14 protein-coding genes and 2 tRNA genes are annotated in these 17,950 nt (G+C 67.1%); 7 read left to right on the top strand and 9 right to left on the bottom strand.

From position 1 onward, the window contains the following. Positions 1–56: 56 nt before the first annotated feature. Together GGQ59_RS08735 and GGQ59_RS08730 are read right to left on the bottom strand one after the other, a co-directional pair. The gene (locus GGQ59_RS08735) at positions 57–755 is read right to left on the bottom strand and encodes a DUF2497 domain-containing protein (protein WP_183817624.1); all 699 of its coding nucleotides are present in this window, start codon (positions 753–755) and stop codon (positions 57–59) included. A gap of 103 nt (positions 756–858) precedes the next feature. Further along, on the bottom strand, positions 859–1,521 hold the full coding sequence (locus GGQ59_RS08730; RefSeq protein ID WP_183817622.1) for a protein-L-isoaspartate O-methyltransferase family protein: 663 nt from the start codon (positions 1,519–1,521) through the stop codon (positions 859–861). A gap of 181 nt (positions 1,522–1,702) precedes the next feature. Between GGQ59_RS08730 and GGQ59_RS08725 the strand changes: the two genes are divergently transcribed. The 7 genes from GGQ59_RS08725 to GGQ59_RS08695 all read left to right on the top strand — a co-directional run bounded on the left by GGQ59_RS08725 (position 1,703) and on the right by GGQ59_RS08695 (position 11,907). Continuing rightward, positions 1,703–3,469: an amidohydrolase family protein gene (locus GGQ59_RS08725; protein WP_183817620.1), complete on the top strand. Its 1,767-nt coding sequence runs from the start codon at positions 1,703–1,705 to the stop codon at positions 3,467–3,469. Positions 3,470–3,564: 95 nt separating this feature from the next. Next, positions 3,565–4,698: a helix-turn-helix domain-containing protein gene (locus tag GGQ59_RS08720; RefSeq protein WP_183817618.1), complete on the top strand. Its 1,134-nt coding sequence runs from the start codon at positions 3,565–3,567 to the stop codon at positions 4,696–4,698. A gap of 115 nt (positions 4,699–4,813) precedes the next feature. After that, positions 4,814–5,554, top strand: a complete 741-nt coding sequence (locus tag GGQ59_RS08715) for a DUF4386 domain-containing protein (protein WP_183817616.1) — start codon at positions 4,814–4,816, stop codon at positions 5,552–5,554. Between the two features lie 55 nt (positions 5,555–5,609). Further along, a tRNA-Cys gene (locus tag GGQ59_RS08710) sits at positions 5,610–5,683 on the top strand. A gap of 187 nt (positions 5,684–5,870) precedes the next feature. Then, on the top strand, positions 5,871–7,436 hold the full coding sequence (locus GGQ59_RS08705; protein WP_183817614.1) for an efflux transporter outer membrane subunit: 1,566 nt from the start codon (positions 5,871–5,873) through the stop codon (positions 7,434–7,436). Further along, positions 7,436–8,722, top strand: coding sequence for an efflux RND transporter periplasmic adaptor subunit (locus GGQ59_RS08700; RefSeq protein WP_183817612.1), 1,287 nt, complete (start codon positions 7,436–7,438; stop codon positions 8,720–8,722). The genes GGQ59_RS08705 and GGQ59_RS08700 overlap by 1 nt, the downstream gene beginning before the upstream one ends. Continuing rightward, positions 8,719–11,907 carry an efflux RND transporter permease subunit gene (locus GGQ59_RS08695; protein ID WP_183817610.1) on the top strand — a complete coding sequence of 1,063 codons (3,189 nt, stop codon included), beginning with the start codon at positions 8,719–8,721 and terminating at the stop codon, positions 11,905–11,907. Before GGQ59_RS08700 ends, GGQ59_RS08695 begins: the two co-directional genes overlap by 4 nt. Before the next feature lie 228 nt (positions 11,908–12,135). On the opposite strand, the gene GGQ59_RS08690 is transcribed toward GGQ59_RS08695, so the two are convergent. From GGQ59_RS08690 to GGQ59_RS08660, 7 genes are all read right to left on the bottom strand, one after another. Further along, positions 12,136–12,211 (bottom strand) — tRNA-Asn (locus tag GGQ59_RS08690). A 625-nt stretch (positions 12,212–12,836) separates the two neighbouring features. Continuing rightward, the gene (locus tag GGQ59_RS08685; protein ID WP_183817608.1) at positions 12,837–14,375 is read right to left on the bottom strand and encodes a tetratricopeptide repeat protein; all 1,539 of its coding nucleotides are present in this window, start codon (positions 14,373–14,375) and stop codon (positions 12,837–12,839) included. A 41-nt stretch (positions 14,376–14,416) separates the two neighbouring features. Beyond that, the gene (locus GGQ59_RS08680; RefSeq protein ID WP_183817606.1) at positions 14,417–15,016 is read right to left on the bottom strand and encodes an energy transducer TonB; all 600 of its coding nucleotides are present in this window, start codon (positions 15,014–15,016) and stop codon (positions 14,417–14,419) included. Positions 15,017–15,030: 14 nt separating this feature from the next. After that, complete coding sequence (locus GGQ59_RS08675; RefSeq protein WP_183817604.1) at positions 15,031–15,438, bottom strand: ExbD/TolR family protein; 408 nt, start codon at positions 15,436–15,438, stop codon at positions 15,031–15,033. A 78-nt stretch (positions 15,439–15,516) separates the two neighbouring features. Next, complete coding sequence (locus GGQ59_RS08670; RefSeq protein WP_183817602.1) at positions 15,517–15,939, bottom strand: ExbD/TolR family protein; 423 nt, start codon at positions 15,937–15,939, stop codon at positions 15,517–15,519. An 11-nt stretch (positions 15,940–15,950) separates the two neighbouring features. Beyond that, positions 15,951–16,484 carry a MotA/TolQ/ExbB proton channel family protein gene (locus GGQ59_RS08665; RefSeq protein ID WP_183817600.1) on the bottom strand — a complete coding sequence of 178 codons (534 nt, stop codon included), beginning with the start codon at positions 16,482–16,484 and terminating at the stop codon, positions 15,951–15,953. 24 nt (positions 16,485–16,508) lie between these two features. Beyond that, a complete protein-coding gene (locus GGQ59_RS08660) occupies positions 16,509–17,933 on the bottom strand; it encodes a MotA/TolQ/ExbB proton channel family protein (RefSeq protein WP_183817598.1) in 1,425 nt (474 codons plus the stop codon). Positions 17,934–17,950 lie beyond the last annotated feature (17 nt).

Raw genomic sequence — 17,950 nt, 5'->3', positions numbered from 1 at the left:
GCCCCGTATAGGCGTTTCGCAGTGTCAGGCCAGACCCGAAGGGCGTGTGGCGCGGCTCAGCGGCGGCGCGCCAGCCTGCGGACTTCTTCTTCGACCTTCTCCTCGACGATGCGCGGAAGGTTGTCGTCGAGCCAGTTCTGGATCATCGGTTGGAGCATCGCTTCGACCAGGTCCTCGATCGTCCGGCCCGAGCCGTTCGAGACGCGGACGTTCTCTTCGAGCGCGCCGAACGCCGAGGCGATCTTGTCTGCCGAGGCTTCGCTCAGCGAAAGCTTCGACACCGCCGATGCGGCGACGCCGGGCGCCATCGCTTCGGCGATGTTGCGTACGGCTGGTTCCATTTCCGCCTCGGGCTCTTCCGCTTCGTCGAAGGTGTCGTCCGTCGTCGCACCCTGCTCGTGCGCGACGGCGGCGGGCTCCATCGAGGCCTCGGCGACGGGAGACGCTTCGGGCATCGGATCGAAGTCGTCCAGCGCTTCGGATTCGCCTTCTGCCTCGGACTGCGCTTCGGCCTCCGGGGTATGGTCCGGCTCGGCCTCAGGTTCCGGTGCCGGCTGCGGCGCCTCGGCCTCGGCTTCCTTGCCGCGCGCCGCGGGGCCCGGTGCAGGCTCGACCTCGGCTTCTTCGCGCAGGGAAAGCGTCTCCAGACGGCGGCTTACCGGCAGGTCCGGGGCCCCGTCGTCCTCCTCCGAGATGATCCGGCGGATGGACGCAAGGATCTCGTCCATGCTGGGTTCGCTCTGCGCGCTGGCCATGCCCGTCTTCCTTATTCCGTCCTGCTCACCATTCCCGCGTTCGGTCGTGCCTGCAAGAGCACTTCGCGGCAAACGTGTGGGGGCGGCGCCCTGTCAACCTTGGTTAAAAGACAAAACCTGCCGAATGGTTAAAGCCCGGCAACACGCCCGAGGGCTGGGATTCGAACAGTCGCCGCCGCCCGAACGCTTCGCCTGCCCGAGTATAGATCGTCGCATGACCGAGCGCGCCTTGCGGCGACATCACGATCGTCACGAGGCGTCCGACGTCCGGCTTGAGCTGCGACAGTAGACCTTCGAGGTTCCGCTGCACGCCGCCCGCGATGACGATCACGTCGTACGGCCCCTGCTTCGGACAGCCCTCGGGCAACGGCCCCTTCACCATGACGGCGTTGTCGATGCCGAGGCCGGTAAGGTTGTCGGTCGCCTTGGCGACCACCGATTCGTCCTCTTCGAGCCCGACGACGACCCCGGCGAGCTGAGACATTACGGCGGCGGAGTAGCCAAAGCCGCAGCCGACATCGAGGACGAGGTCGCTCGCCTGAATGTTCGCACCGTGGATGAGTTTGGAGAGGTCCCGCGCCTTCAGGAGCCAGCGCCCCTCGAACAGCGGCACGTCGCGCTCGACATAGGCCAGCGCCCGCCGGTTCGCAGGCACGAACGCCTCGCGGGGAAGCGTCTCCATCGCCTTTTGCAGGCGCATGTCCGGCACGTCGTTCGGGCGGACCTGGCTGTCCACCATGTGCTTGCGGGCGAGCGCGGTGTCCATTCGGCCGGAAATCCTTCTTTGCGAGTAGCGCCTGCTGCCTAGACGGGGAGGCCCGCCAAGGGAAGCGCGACGGCTGTCAGGCACGCCTTACACCCCACCCACCCAATCTGCACTTCGCATCTTGCGCGATCGTTCGGAACAGACCAACTAGTTTGACATGCAAACCTGAAGGGGGATCCTGATGACCTACCGTGCCCTGCTCTGCACGCTCGCGCTGAGCGCCGCCGCCCTCCCGTACTACGCATCGGCGCAGACCGGCGGCGCCGTGTTCTTCGACGACGTGTCCGTCTTCGACGGCGAGAAGATGCGGCCGCGGACGGTGGACGTCTTGGTCGAGGATGGGCGGATCGAACGGATCGGCCGCCGCCTGAAGGCCCCGGCGGGTCTGGACGTGGTGGATGGCGACGGGCTGTTCCTCATCCCCGGCCTGATCGACAGCCACGTGCACGCCTTCGGGGAGGACGCGCTCGAGGCGCCGCTGCGCTTCGGCGTGACGACGCAGATGGACATGTTCACCGACCCGAGCTTCGCCGCCGCCCACCGGCCGCAGCGAGACGGCGTCGCAAAGACCGACCATGCGGATCTCTACTCCGCCGGTACGTTGATCACCTCGGCCGGTGGCCACGGGACGCAGTTCGGCATGGCGATCCCGACGATCGAGAGCGCCGACCAAGCGGAGAGCTTCGTCCGAGACCGGCTCGCGGAGGGGTCGGACTACATCAAGGTCGTCTACGAGCCGCAATGGGCGGGGATGACGTCGATCGACCGGGCGACGCTGGCGGCGGTCATCGCCGCCGCCCACGATCAGGGCGCTATGGCTGTCGTCCACGTCTCGCGCCTCGAAGACGCCCGCCATGCCTTGGAAGCGGGCGCTGACGGCCTCGTCCACGTCTTCGCCGACCAGGCGCCGGACGAGGCGCTCCTGGACCTCGCCGAGAAGTCCGGCGCCTTCGTCGTCGCGACCCTCGCCGTGGAGGATGGCGCTAGCGGTTCGCCCGTCGGGGAGGACGCGTCGCGCGACCCTCGCCTCGCAGCTTTCCTGACGCCGCCGCAGGAAGGACAGCTCGCGGCTCGCTTCCCGCCCCAGATGGCGGCCGTCTTCTCGTCGGAGGCGGCGCACGCCGCGGTGCGCGCCCTGCACGAACGCGGCGTACCGATCCTCGCGGGCACGGACGCGCCCAATCCGGGCACGACCTACGGCGCGTCGCTGCACACCGAGCTCAAGCTTCTGACGGAGGCGGGCCTGACGCCGGAGGAAGCGTTGCGGGCCGCGACCAGCGCGCCAGCGGACGCCTTCGGACTCGAGGACCGCGGCCGGATCGAGAAGGGTTTGCGTGCCGATCTCGTGCTTCTTTCTGCCGACCCGACGAAGGACGTGACGAACAGCCGGGCCATCGAGGCCGTCTACAAGAACGGCTACGAAGTGGACCGGTCCGTGCCCGAGCCGCAGGCGACGCAGGCCGTGGATGCCCTGCCCGGCGGTTTGATCGCGGACTTCGGCCAGGACCTCTCCACCGCCTACGGCGTGCCGGTCATGGGAACGTCCGATGAGATGGCCGGCGGCAAGTCGACGGTCGCCGTCAGCCACACGGATGACGGGAGGGCGCGGGCGAGCGGCGCGGTATCCACCGAGTTCCCCTTCCCTTGGGCCGGCCTCGGCGTCTTCCTCAGCTTCGACGGCACTCGGAGCGCGGACTGGTCGGGTTACTCGACCCTTCGCTTCGAAGGTCGAAGCGACCATCCCCTCACCCTGATGCTCTTCACCAAGACCTCGCCGCAGACCCCGGCCATGGCGTCCGTTCCGATCGGCGAGGCTTGGGGGTCGGTTTCGGTGGACCTCGCGGCGATCTCCGGCGCGGACCTCTCGGACGTATGGGGCTTCGCCATCACGGCGGGGCGGCCAGCCGGCGACTTCGAGTTCGAGGTCGACGACCTCACCCTGGAATAGAGGACGCTGGCACGCCGTACGCCTATCCCTTACCCTCTCCCGATCAGGGAGAGGGAACAGTGGGAAGCGATCCGGTCCGGCTGATTGCCGTTGCGATGACCCTGACCGCGGTGCTCTTCGCCTGCGGTCAGCTTCTGCGCGGAACGGGAGACCGGCGGGACCGCGCAGGCTTCCTGGCACTGTTCCTAGGGCTTTATGGGCTCGTGAAGGCGGACGAGCTTCTCCTTCTGTCGGGCGCGTATGTGGCCGCTCCCCACCTCGGCGGCATCGTCTACCCGGTACGAATGCTCCTAGCCCCGGCCTTCTACGCCTATGTCCGCGCTATGACGGCACCCCGGCCCGCGGGGTTGCGGCGTTCGGATTGCTTGGCCGCTCTCGGCCCCCTCGCCTTCTTCGCGCTGATGTCCTGGTTCTTCTTCCTGCCGGCGCAGGACAAGATCGGCCTCGTCTCGCTGGAGTACCCCGACCCGGAACTGCGGGACCGGGCCTTCCTGACCTGCCAGCTCGTCTTCGGTGTCTTTCTGACCGTGTCGGTGGCCTACCTCGCCGCTTCCCTCCGGCGCCTCGCCCGGCACGCCGAGACCCTTCGCTCGCTCTTTTCCAACATCGAGGACCGTTCGCTCTCTTGGCTGCGAACGGCCAGCTTCGTGCTGCTGGCGGGATGGGTCTGGTACACGATCGGCGAAGTCGCTGCGGTCAGCGGCTGGCGGCCGGGCTGGTATGACGGCGTCACCGCCTGGCTGGAGTTCCTTTGGATCGGCGGCATCGCCTTCGCCGCCTCGGGCCAGCCCCCCGCGAAAGCGGTCGCGAGCCCGCCTCCGTCCGAAGGCCGTCCCTATGCGAAGGCCGAGCTGAGCGCCGAGCGGATGGTGCGGATCGCCCGCCGGATGGACGCGGCCATGACCGCCGAGGCCCTCTCCAACGACCCGGCCCTGTCGCTCGGTGCCCTCTCGGACAGGACCGGCGTTCCGCAGGGGCAGATATCTCAGACCCTCAGCCGCCACCTCGGCACCAACTTCTTCGACTACGTCAACGGGCGACGCATCGAGGAGGCTCAACGCCGCCTTCGGCAGACCGACGAGAGCGTGCTCGAGATCGCCTACGGCGTCGGCTTCAACGCCCGCTCGACGTTCAACGCAGCGTTCAAGAGGCATACGGGTCAGACGCCTTCGGCCTTTCGGAGCCGCGCCGCCGCGCGTGAGCACGCTGCGATACAGCCCGCGGCGTAGGCGCCGCCCGATGTCCGGTCCCATTGGGCTGGGCGACGAAGCCCCATGATCGGGGACATCCTGACCTCGATGATCCGGCCGCGACGTCGGGATCGCGGGCAGAAGGACAGGTTTTATGGAATCGACGGAAGCGACCAACCCGAAGGCCTACGCTCGGCTCACCGGCGCGTGCTACTTGGGGCTCGGCGTCGCCGGGATCTTCGGTGGGTTCCTCGCGATCGCGGCGCAAGTCGTCCCGGGCGACCCGGTCGCAACCGCGCAGAACCTCGCCCTCAATGGCGGCATGGTGCGCGCGGGCATCCTGGCCTGGATGCTGACGCTGGTCCTCGACGTCGTCGTCGCCTGGGGTCTCTACGTCCTCACGCGCCCTGCCGACACGCGCCTTTCGGTCCTGATGGCGTGGCTCCGCCTCGTCTACGTCGCGGTCCATGCCGGCGCTGCCGCGAACCTCGCCCGCGCGCTTCGCTACGCCGAGGGCGGCGGTCATCTCGAGGCCTTCGGAACAGACCAGCTCGCCGCCCTCGCCTCCGATGCGTTGCTCGCGCATCGGACCGGCTTCGAGATCGCGCTCCTCTTCTTCGGCCTGCACCTCGGCCTGCTCGCAGTGCTTCTCTGGCGGTCCGGATTCATGCCGAAGCTCATCGCCGCCCTCCTGTGCGCTTCGTCGGCGGCATACCTCGTCAACGCCGTCGCCTTTCTCGGGCTCGCGACCTACGACCGTTACGCGGCCCTGCTCCTCGGCCTCGTCTCGGTCCTCGCGATCGTCGCGGAGCTCGCGCTCGCCGGCTACCTCCTGGCGGTCGGGATCAGGACCGAACCTTGGCTGCGCGCGGACGAAAAGCGTAGGACCGCCTAAGGCGCCGCTGGACCGCCGCATCGCCCTCCGCTATGCCGCGAGCTCACCATCGGCTGGCCTCGTGGCGGAGTGGTGACGCAGCGGCCTGCAAAGCCGTGTACGCCGGTTCGATTCCGGCCGAGGCCTCCACTCTCCCTTTCCGACGGGACCGGTCCCCGACGCCGCGGGCGACGGCGTGACCTTTTTGCATCGCGGCAGCCCTTGCGCGTCAAATTGTCCTTCCCATCTGTTTTTCGATTAACGATAAAGAATGGAAGACAGGTTAGTTGACCGACGCCTGCGCATCGGCACGCTTGTCCAAGAGGGGTTCAGCTTGATGGGTTCACGACCGAAACGCTGCCGCACGAGCCTTCTGCGCGTGGCGAGCGTGCTCGCCCTCGCCGCCTGCGCGAGCGTCGGTCCTGAGGATGCACTGGCGCCGGTCGCCGTTCCGGGCGACTGGGCCGCCGTCTCGGCGGACCTGGCGCCGTCGGGCTCAGAGATGGTGACCGGGGACTGGCTGGCCGAACTGTCCGACCCGCAGGTCGAAAATCTGGTCGCCGAGGCCGTCACCTACAACAACGACCTCGCCGCCTCCGGCGCTCGCGTCCGGGCGGTCCTCGCCCAGGCCCGCATCGCGAGGGCCGGCTTGCTTCCGAGCGTGTCGGCGGGCCTGACCGGCAGCAGCACGCGGACGCCCGGTGGCGCCTTCACGACCACCGGCCCGAACGGCGAGGTCATCACCGGATCGGCCGAGCCGAGCTCGTCGGACGGCTACACCGTCGGCTTCAACGCCTCCTGGGAGGCGGACATTTGGGGCCGGATCCTGGACGGCACGCGCGCTGCCTACCTCGATGCCGAGGCGCAGAGGCTCGACTACGCGGCCGCCGCCCTTTCCGTCGCGGGCGGCACCGTCCAGAGCTTCTACACGCTGACCGAGGCGCGGCTTCAGACAGAGCTGGCCGAGCGCGACGTCGAGACGGGCGAAGCCAACCTCCGCATCATCGAGCGGCGCTACGACCGCGGCATCTCGTCAAGCCTCGACGTGCGCCTCGCCCGGGCGTCGCTCGCCCAGTCCCAGGCGCAACTCCTCGCCCGGCGCCAATCCGAACTCGAGTCCGCGCGGCGGCTCGAAGTGCTTCTAGGCCGCTACCCGTCCGCCAACCTCGAAGTCGCCAAGGAACTCCCGACGCTGCCCGCGCTCGCGGCGGAGGACGGCGCGGTCATCGGCATCGGGTCGCCCATCGCGCTTCTGTCGCGCCGCCCCGACGTACTCTCGGCCGAGGCGCAGCTCTCCGCGGCGGGCCTCCGCGTCTCCGAGGCGCGGAAGGCCTTGCTGCCGTCGCTTCGCATCTCGGGAAGCGCGGACAACCGTTTCGACACCTTCTCGAACATCACCTTCGATCCGGACGACGTCATCGCGCAGCTCGTCGGCAGCCTGGTCCAACCGCTCTTCCAAGGCGGCCGTCTGCGCGCGGCCGTCCAGGCGCAACGCGCCGCGATGGAGGCGGCCGTCTACGCCTACGCCTCGACCGTCCTGACCGCCTATCGCGAGGTCGAGGACGCCATCGCCGCCGAGGTCCTTCTCGCCGCCCAGCAGGACGCGCGACGTCTCGCCTTCGAGGAGGCCGCCGCCGCCGAGAGCCTGACCGAGCGTCAGTACCTCAGCGGGACGACCGACATCTTCAACCTGATCAGCGCGCAACAGCGCCGCATCACGAGCGAGTCGCAGTACATCGCCTCGACGCGGGCCCGCCTGACGAACCGCGTGGGCCTCTACCTGGCCCTCGGCGCGCCCTTCGAGATCCCCACCTTCACCCGTCCGGACGTCGGCGAGCGCTTCACGCCGCCGACGCGGGACCCAGCCTTGGACGGCAGCCGCACCGTCAGGAGAGCCGTATGATGCGTAAGGTCCTAGTCATCCTCGGCACGCTCGGCGTGCTGGTCGTCGGCTTCGGCCTGATCGCCCTGATGGGCGCGCTGAAGCCCAAGCCCGAACGCAAGGAGTCCGAGCCGAGGCTGCCTGCGGCGTTCGTCCAGAACGTGTCCTACCAACCCGTCGCGCTCACCGTGAACGCGCAAGGCGAGGTACGGCCGCGCCGCGAGATCGCCGTCGTCCCCCAGGTCGGCGGACGGATCGTGGAGGTCTCGCCGAACTTCATCGATGGCGGCACGATCCAGAAGGGCGAGGTTCTGGTCCAGCTCGAGGATGCCGACTACCGGTCCAGCCTGACGCGGGCCGAGGCTCGAGTCGCACAGGCCCAACAGGCGCTTCAGGTCGAAGAGGCCGAAACCGCCCTCGCCCAGCAGGACTATCGTGAGCTCGGCGGCGACATCGACGATGCGTCCGCCCTGGCACTGCGCGAGCCGCAGCTGGCGCTCGCCAAGGCCGAGTTCGAGGCGGCGAAGGCCGACCTCGCCGACGCGCGTCTCGCCGTTCAGCGGACGCAGATCGTCGCCCCCTTTACCGGCCGTGTCCGTTCCATCGCTGCGGACGTCGGCCAATATGTCGGTCCGGGGACGTCCATCGGCCAGATCTTTTCGACCGACGTCGCCGAGGTGCGCCTGCCGCTGACGGATGCCGACCTCGCGCGCCTCAACCTGCCCTTCGCCTTCGACGCGAGTTACGGCGAGGGTCCGGCCGTGACCTTCACCGCGCGCGCCGCCGGCGCTGAACGCGAATGGACCGGCTACGTCGTGCGGACCGACGCCGCGATCGATCCGACGACCCGCCAGATCGCCGCGATCGCCCAGGTCCGCGATCCCTACGGCGCCGGTGCGGACCGGAGCAAGGCCGTGGAGGGCGGACGAGGCTTTCCGATGGCCATCGGCCTCTTCGTCGATGCCGCCATCGCAGGGCCGGAGCTCGACCGGGCGGTCGTGCTTCCCCGCCTCGCGGTTCAAGAGGGCGGCATCGTGCACACGCTGGCGGAGGACGATACGATCGAGCGGACCGAGGTCGTCGTCGCCGCCACGACGCCGGAAGGCTTCGTCGTGACGGACGGTCTCGAAGAAGGAGAGCGCGTCATCATCAGCCGCCTGCCGACCGCTGTCGGCAAGAAGATCCGTCCCCTTCGTCCCGGGGAGGACGCCGCACCGGAGCGTGCTCCGGACGAAGGAGGCGTCGCCGACGCCGGCGCTGCGGGCCGGACGAGTGGTGGCCGTGCAGGCGCGGGAGCGGGTCGATGAACGGCATGATCGCCTGGTGGGCACGCAACGGCGTCGCCGCCAACCTTCTAATGATCCTCATCGCGATCGCAGGCCTTTTCGGCTTCCTGATGGTCGACCGGGAGGAGAGCCCGAGCCCGGCCTTCAACTTCGTCGAGATCTCCGTCTCCTGGCCCGGCGCCGGACCGCGCGAAGTCGAAGAGCAGATCATCCTTCGCATCGAAGAGGCCGTGTCGGACGTCGACGGCGTAAAGTCGGTGGAGAGCACGGCCCGCGAAGGCTACGCCTACGTCACGGTCGAGATGGTCGATGACGGCCGCGACTTCGACGCCTTCCTCAACCAGGTGAAGGCCCGGGTCGACGCCGTCAGCAACCTGCCGCCGTCGAGCTACCCGCCCGTCGTCGCCCAGCAGATCTGGGAACAGCCGCTCAGCTTCATCACCTTCGCCTCGGACCTGCCGGCCCAGGAGCACAATCGCCTCGCCCGGGAGATTCGCGACGAGATCGCGGCGCTGCCCGGCGGCACGCCGATGGTCAGCCTCTGGGGCGCCCGTGACGAGGAGGTCTCGATCGAGGTCTCGGAGGAGGCGCTGCGCCGCTACGGCTTGACGTTCGACGACGTCGCCCGCGCGATCCGCGGCAGCTCCATCAACATCTCGGCAGGCGCGGTCAGGACCGACGTCGGCAACATCGCCCTCGCCGCGCGGAACCTCGCCGACTCTCAGTCCGAGTTCGAGCAGATCATCGTCCGTCAAAACCAGGACGGCAGCGCGATCCGGGTCAGCGACGTCGCGACCGTCGTCGACGGCTTCACCGAGGACCGGTTCCGGCGCGAGGTGAACGGAAAGCCCGGCATCACCATCGCGCCGCGCGCGCCCTCCAAACTGAACGTCGTCAAGATCTCGAAGGTCATCGAGAAGTACATCGAGGACAAGCAGGAAGAGCTGCCCCCCGGCGTCGACCTGTTCATGACCTACGACACGATCGAGAGCTACCGCAGCCAGCTCAACCTCGTCGGCGGGAACGCGGTTCAGGGCCTCGTGCTGGTCCTGATCGTGCTAGCGCTGTTCCTGCGGCCGATCGTGGCGATCTGGGTCGCGATGGGCATCGCGATCAGCTTCCTCGGCACCTTCATCTTCATGCCGACGCTCGACGTCAGCCTGAACTTCCTGTCGCTGTTCGGCCTGCTGCTCGTGATCGGGATCGTGGTCGACGACGCGCTTGTCGTGGGTGAATCGATCCACCGGCAGACCGAGCGCGGTCAGAAGGGACTGACGGCAGCCGTCGTCGGCACGCAGATCGTCGCCAAGCCCGTCCTCTTCGCCGTCCTGACGACGATGATCGCCTTCGCCCCCTTCATCCTGATCGGCGGCGGCACGGCGCAGTTCACCAAGCACATCGCCTGGACGATCAACCTCTCGCTCGCATTCTCGCTGCTCGAGAGCTTCCTGATCCTTCCCTCGCACCTCTCGCACATGAAGGCGCAGGAGAAGCAGAGCCGGTTCGACCGGTTCCAGTCGCGCTTCGCGGACGGGATGACGGACTTCGCCGACAAGGTTTACCGGCCCATCATTAGGGGCGCGATCCGCTGGCGCTACTACACCGTCGCCGGTTTCGTGGTTCTCTTCGCGCTCTCCATGTCCCTGCTCACCCAGGGCTGGGTTCCCTTCAACTTCATGCCCGACGTCGAGGGCCGCGGCTTCACCATCGACGTGACGATGCAGGAGGGCACGCCCTACGCCCGGAACGTCGAGGTCTACGAGCGCATGGTCGGCGCGATGGAAGAGGCGCAGCGTCTCTACGAGGAGGAACTCGGGCAGGACATCGTCCACGCCATGCTGTCGGGGGTCAGCGAGACCAACATCGATGCGCGGATGATCCTGATCGACGGCAACGATCGCCCGGTGACGACCAGCCAGGTCGCCGAGCGCGTGCGGGAACTCATCGGCGAGATCCCCGACTCCGAAGTCGTCACCGTGAACAGCTCGGCGAGCGGCGACGAGAACGCCGGACGCCTCTACATCAGCCTCGAAGGCGACAACCTCGATGAACTCGCCGCGGCGGCCGAGGATATGAAGTCCTGGCTGCGCACCCTGCCGGAACTCTACGACGTCCGGGACAGCCTTCAGGCGCCGAACGACGAGCTGCAGCTCAAGCTCCGCCCCGGCGCCGAGCGTTTCGGCCTGACGCTCCAGAGCGTCATCGGCCAGGTTCGTCAGGCCTATTACGGCGAGGAGGTGCAGCGACTGCCCCGAGACGGCGAGGACGTTCGCGTCATGGTCCGCTACCCGCGTTCGGAACGGGAGAACCTCGACAACCTGACCTCCGTGCGCATCCGCACGGCCGACGGCCGGGAGGTTCCGCTCGCGGCGGTCGCAGAGGAGGACTTCGCGCCCGCGCTCCAGCGCATCAACCGGCGGGACCGTCAGCAATCGGTCAGCGTCTTCGCGAAGATCAGTGCCGGGGCGCCGCAAGGCGAGATCTACGGCGCGCTCTACTCGGAGTTCGTGCCCGGCTTCACCGCCCGGCATCCGACGGTGCAGCTCGCGGAACGCGGTGCCAGGCAGGACCAGAACGAGTTCTTCGGTCAGGTCTTCGTGCTCTACGCCATCGCGCTCTTCTGCATGTACATGCTGCTCGCGATCGCCTTCGGCTCCTACTTCCAACCGATCCTGATCATGTCGGCGATTCCGTTCGGCTTCATGGGCGCCGTGTTCGGCCACCTTCTCTGGGGCATTCCCTTCGCCATGTTCTCGGTCTTCGGGGTCGCGGCGGCGGGCGGCGTGGTCGTCAACGACAACCTCGTGCTGATCGACTACGTGAACCGGTTGCGGCAGGAAGGCGCGGGCGCCTTCGCGGCCCTGGTCGAAGCCGGGGTCGTCCGTTTCCGCCCGATCATCCTGACCTCGGTGACGACCTTCGTCGGCTTGATTCCGATCCTCTTCGAGAGCTCGGTGAACGCGCAGTTCCTCAAACCGATGGTGGTCGCCCTCGCCTTCGGCGTGTTCTTCGCGCTCTTCGTCACGCTGATCTTCGTGCCGGCGCTCTACGCCGTCGGCGCCGACATCGCCCGCTTCTACCGCGCTCTGTGGACAGGCGAGCCTCAACCCTCGATCGGCGAGGGCGCGAGCCGGGAGGGCCTACCCGTCATCCGCGGCGCGGACGGTTACGATGACGATCTCGGCGCGCGCGAGCCAGCGGAGTAGACGGGGACGTCGATATCGAGCCGTTCAGGGTAATCTGTCGTTAACCCTGAGAGCGCACCGTGACCGTGTCGCGGTCCCCGCGACACCACCCAACCCCCCGAAGGCCCCGTCCCTACCCAGGGCGGGGCCGCTCTCTTTCAAGCTCCGCTCTACGGAACATCGGCGCAGGCCCGCCCGGTCGGCGGTCGACACGATGCGTGCGTTTACGATGGAATGTATGGAGGGCGGTGGCTCCCCAGGCCGGACTCGAACCAGCGACCCAGCGGTTAACAGCCGCTTGCTCTACCAACTGAGCTACTGGGGATCACCACCGAGGCGCGGATAGCAAACGAGGATCGCCGGGGGAAGGGAAAAAGGGCACGAAATGCGCGACTGTCGCCAAGGGGCGCGGCGGCGGCAGGTAGCGGCGATCCGAACTGAACTTCGCACGCTCACGCTGGCTGTTCGGTTTCCGTGGGGGGTGACGGTCGCCCGGTCGCAGGCTCTTCACCTCAGGGCGCGGTCGTCCCCGCAGGCTCGAGAAGACGGCTTGCAACGCCGGCCTCCACTATTCCAGCTTCGCCAGAAGCAGTCCCACCTTGCGGCCGTCATCGGCTCAACCTCCTACCGTAGGCGCTAGCGCTAGGCCCGGTCGGGTCGCCGTCAGACGCGCGCGAAGGCGAAGGAGCGCGGCCGCCGACAGAAGATCCGCGTGACCGCTCGGGGTCTCACTTGAGCGGCGAGGCTATCCTGCCGCGCCCTGCCCCCGCCGCGTCATCGACGACGGACCGCCTCTCAGAACGCGTTCGTTACGTCGGTTCCTCGCCGTGCAGTCGCCTACTCACGGGAGGTCGCGCGCCGCTTTGCGGCGCAGGTCGAAACGAAAAAGGCGCGCCTTTCGGCGCGCCTTCGAGTTTTCCGTGTTCGGCCCTGAACGGGCGAGCCTGCACTCAACCTGCGTCGGGGGCTTCTTGTTGGTCGCCGCCCGGGGTCGGCGAGGTGCCGTTCCGCTCGGCTTGAACGAGGCTCTCCGCCGTAGCGCCCGCCTCGACCTGGGTCATCAGCTCGCGGCAGGTCGCGACGTCCCCGTCGGAAGCACCGGAAGAACCGCCGAGGTCGACGATGTCGAGGATCGTCTCGCAACGATCGATCTGACGCTGCTGCCTCTCGACGGCCTGGATCCGCTCGACTTCATCCTGACGCCTCTCCGTATCGATGATCGCGTCGATGTAGTCGATGTACTGGCGCGCAGCGGGGGCGGCGGAGGAGTAGCGGAGGGCGCGGCTATACGCTTCGCGAGCGTTCTGCCGGCCCTGCGCGGTGTCGCTGTCGAGGGAGAAGTAGGACGAACCGATCAGGAGGTGGATGTTCCCCTCGTCCCGATCGCTCAGACCCCCTGCCCGCAGCGCCGCGCGCAGCGCCTCGATGCCCTTCTCGAACTGTTCGTCCGCCACGTAGGACTGACCGAGCTGGTAGTAGAGGTCGCCCTTGTCCGACTGAGGCGCGGCCTCGGTCAGGATCTCGATCGCCTTGTCCTGCTCGCGCGCGGCGGCCCAGAGCTGGCTGAGGAGCTTGAGGTTGTTGAGGTTCCGCTTGACGGTCCCCGCATCCATCTCGTCCTCCAGCATCTCCGCACCCCGATAGGGATTGTCGAGCTGGTAGTAGAACTGGGCGAGCGCGATGATCTTGGGTTCGTCGCGGATCAGCCCTGCCCGGTAGGCGGCTTCGAGCGTCGCGAAGGCGTCACGTTCCCGACCGGCGGTGCTGTAGCTGCCGGAGAGCTGAGCCCAGTAGCCGACCTCCTGCGGGAAGTACTCGACCATCGTCTCGAGCAACTCGCCCCGCTCCTCCGCCATGTTCAGCTCGGAGTAGATGAGGTTGAGCATGTCGTAGTAACGCTTCTCGCGCTTCTGGTCGCGCTCGAGGGCGGACCGGGCGGGATCGAGCGCCTGACGGAACTGATCCTGCGTCGCGTAGGCCGCCGCGATGATGAAGTAGTCGTTCGCCGCCGCCTCGGCCGGGTTGGCGGCGATGAACTCCTGCATGTAGCGGATCGCCTGGTCGTACTGCTCGTCCTGGAAGTAGAGCTGCGCCACGTTCCGGCGGATCTGGTTCAGCCGCTCGAAAGGCAGCGTGTCGATCCGCAGGATCTCGGCGTAGTCCTGGATGGCGCCGTCCTGTTGGTCGAGGCCATAACGAACGCCCGCACGAATCTCGAGAACCGTGGAGCGGTCGTAAGGCGGCAGGTCCCGTTGGACCAGCCGGTTGAGGATCTCCAGAGCCTGGGCGAGTTGCGGAGGATCCTCGTTTGCGAAGTTCAGCGCTTCGTTCAGATCCTCCCCGGTCTTCGCCTGAAGGGTCTGGTTCTGACGGCGCTTCTCCTCTTTCTCATTGTTCTGCTGCGTCGCGGCAGAGGCTTGATCGAACACGGCGTGGCTAGCCGTGCTCAGGAGTAGTGCGAGGGCGGCGGCGGAAGCGAGACTACGCATGATCGAACCTCTTGGGGCAGCAGGCTGCCAATCGTTGAAACTCACTCGGACAGGCTGAACCGGAAGGTCGTCTGGGTACCCCGACGCCATTGCGGTTCGCCCTCGACGATCTTCGGCTGGTACTTCCAGCGTTCGGCCGCGCGGATCGCGTAGCGGTTGAGGCAGCTGTCCGTGCTGTCGATGACGTCGACATTGGTCACCTGGCCCTGCGGCGTCACGTCGAACTGGATCCGGACGCTGTCCTGCGTTCCGGCCCTGTCGATGCAGCGCTCCCAGCCCGACGGATCGACCCGGACCAGCGGCTGGGCGTCGCGGTCGGGGTTGAAGGCGGTACCGATCTCGACGTCGGCGTCGAAACTCGGGGCTGCGGCCTGGACGCCTTCCACGGTCGGCGCGAAGGATTCACGCTGGATCGCGGGCGGCGGCGGCGGCGGCTGATCGAGCTGAGGCCGCTCGAACTTCTTCTGGTTGGTGACTTCGGTATCGTCGATCTGACGACCGATGGTGATGGAGACCGGCTCCTTGTCCTCGCCGAGGTCGATGACGTCGACCTTGATGAGGCCGTACATCAGCAAGAACAGCGCGATGACGACGATGAAGGCGGCTGGGACGCCGACTAGAACTCGAATGAGTGCACCCATGAAAGCCTCCTAAGTTAGATCGCTTCGGTCGAGATCGCGACGTCGTTGATCCCGGCGTTCTTGATTTGCTCGAGGACCTCGAGCAGCAGACGGGATTTAGAACCGACGTCGGCCTGGACGACCGCGTTGCCCTTCGGCGTCTCTCGCCGAAGCTCCTCGACCCGGAAGCGAACCTCGTTGAGGTCGACCGCCTCCTTGTTGATCCAGATCTCGTCATTGGCGTTGATCGCCACGAGGATCGCCGGCTGCTGCTCGCTCTGCGTGGCGACCGTCGGCCGCTCGACGTCCACCCCCGGCTCCTTGATGAAGGTCGAGGTGACGATGAAGAAGATGAGCATGATGAAGACGATGTCGAGGAGCGGCGTCATGTTGACGTCGTCTTCGTTGTTACCGACCGGTGCTCTTACGGGCCGTCTGGCCATGATGTTTCCTCTCGCGGTCGCCCGGCGGACGGGCGGTTTGATGAGCGACGCCGGGCGGGTCCCGCCCGGCGTCGTGCCTCATGCTCCCTGGAGCGCCAGGGTAATGCGGCTGTAGGCCTCTGGACCGCCCGCTTCGCGAGCTTGGTCGAGAACGGTCACCGTCGTGCCGGTTTCCGACTCGGGCGCGGCGGAGATGATGACGACCCCCCGCGGCTCCTTCGCCAGGAACTCCTCCACGACCGGGCGGGTCGAACGAGGATCGACGAGGCGGACGTCGTCGACGAGGACGAAGCCGTCTTCCTGCACCGTCAGCAGCATGCTGGGCGGCGGCTCGGTGTTGTTCTCTTCCGGGTTGGGCTCCGGAAGGTTCGGCGCGATCCCATCCTCGTACACGAAGGTCGCCGTGACGATGAAGAAGATCAGCATGATGAAGACGATGTCCAGAAGCGGCGTCATGTTGACGTCCGCTTCCTCTTCGCCGCGGCTCATACGTCTACGCATGATTTCCTACCTTACTCGATCAGGAGGCGATCGGACACCTCGGAGATCGACCGGTTGGCCTGCCTCTCGAGGATGTTCATGGCTACGATGCCGGACAGCGAAGCGACGAGGCCCGCCATAGTCGGAATCGTCGCCTTGGAGATGCCGCCCGCCATCAGGCGCGCGTTGGAGGAACCGGTCACGGCCATCACGTCGAACACCTCCACCATGCCGGTGACCGTGCCGAGAAGGCCGAGAAGCGGCGCGACCGCGACGAACACCTTGATGATGTTGAGGTTGGCGGAGACTGACTCCTTGACCTCGGAGATGAGCTTGTCGCGGATCGCGTGGGCGTACCACGAGTTGTGGTCCGTCCGATCTTCCCACGCGGCGTAGGCCCGCCGCTTCACCGTCCGGTTCGCCATGACGAAGTAGACGAACCGTTCGACGATGAGCAGCCACATGATGAAGGTGGCCACCATGATGACGAGCAGGACGTCCCCGCCCGCTACCAGGAACGCGCCGATGTTCTCGGCAGCGTTCACAGGGTTGAAGACCTCGAGCATTCAGAGGCTCCTTTCCGCGGGTCCTTAGACCCGCCTCGCAGTGGTGGTCGTTTCGGCGTGCTCCGCGATCATCCCGGCGGATTGCTCCTCGAGGATGTTGGTCACGCGGCGCGCCGCACCGGCGGCGAAGGCGTGGACCAGGAGAAGCGGGATCGCCGCGATCAGGCCGAGGACCGTCGTGATGAGCGCTTCCGAGATACCGCCAGCCATCAGCTGCGGGTCGCCGGTACCGAACAGGGTGATCGCCTGGAAGGTGTTGATCATCCCGATGACCGTACCGAGAAGGCCGAGCAGCGGTGCGACGGCGGCAAGAACCTTGACGAGGTTCAGACCGGATTCGAGCCGCGGCACTTCCTTCATCACCGCATCGTCGAGCTTGAGGGCCATCGTCTCCGTGTCGGCGCTCGTGTTCGACTGGTAAGCCGTCATGATGCGGCCCAGCGGGTTCTTCGTGGAAGCGGTCTTCTTGCGCATCTGGCTACGGACCGAGGCGCCGGTGAGGGTCAGCGTGACCCACTTGTACAGACCGATGATGAGGCCGAGGGGCAGCACCACGTAGAGGATGGTGTAACCGACGAGCTTACCCTGCGCGATCCGTTCGGAGAGCGTCGGCGTCTCGATCACGAGGCTCAGGAGCTGGCCCAAGGAGGGGTCGATCGTGCCCTCCGTATAGCCTTCGCCGTTGAATCCGGCGACCGCCTTGGCGTTACCCACCGCGCCGCCACCAGGCTGACGGGCGAGTTCGGTCAGACGCGTGCGGCCCGAATTGTCCGACGTCATCGTGTAGTAGTTGCCTTCGGACGAGAAGGCGGAGAACGGACCGATCCGGGTGATCTCAGCCTGCCCCGTCTCGCCCTGGGCATCGACGACCGTCGCGTTGAAGGTCACCGTCTTCGCCTGCGCCGCGATCTCCTGCATCATCGTGATGTAGAGGTTCCGCAGCTCTTCTTCGGAGGGAAGCTGCTCGGACTGGGCGAGTTCCTGCAGCTGCTGCACGCGGCCGGGATACTGCGCCGAGACGATCGACGATTGAAGCTGCGCGGCGAGGTCGCCGGCGGCCGACCGGGCGGCGCCGAAGAGTTCGCCGAACTCGCCCTGGCGGGTCTGAAGCTCGTTCTGAAGCTCCTCGATCCGTTGGTCGTTCTCGGTGAACTGCTGGTCGAGCTGGTCGGAACGAGTTTCCTCGGCCTGCACCTGACCGCGCACCTCGTTGAGGCGGCCTTGCTGCCGGTCGCGCTGCTGCACGAACTCGGCCTCGCGCTGCCGGTTCGTCTCGGCAGCTTCACGGCGTTCCTGCTGCGCGGCCCGCAGAACGTCGTCCAGGGACAACGTCGGTTGCTGCGGCTGCTGTTGGGCTGGTTGCTGCTGGGCCGCCGCCACGCCCGTGAGCGCGGCCGCACAGGCCATGCCGGCGACGAGGCCGGTCTTGAAGGATTTGAACATCTTCATCTCTCGTCTCGTACGTC

The organism is Parvularcula dongshanensis (genome assembly GCF_014199615.1).
GTDB classification, from domain to species: Bacteria; Pseudomonadota; Alphaproteobacteria; order Caulobacterales; family Parvularculaceae; genus Parvularcula; species Parvularcula dongshanensis.
This window is presented reverse-complemented; position numbering and strand designations above follow the sequence as displayed.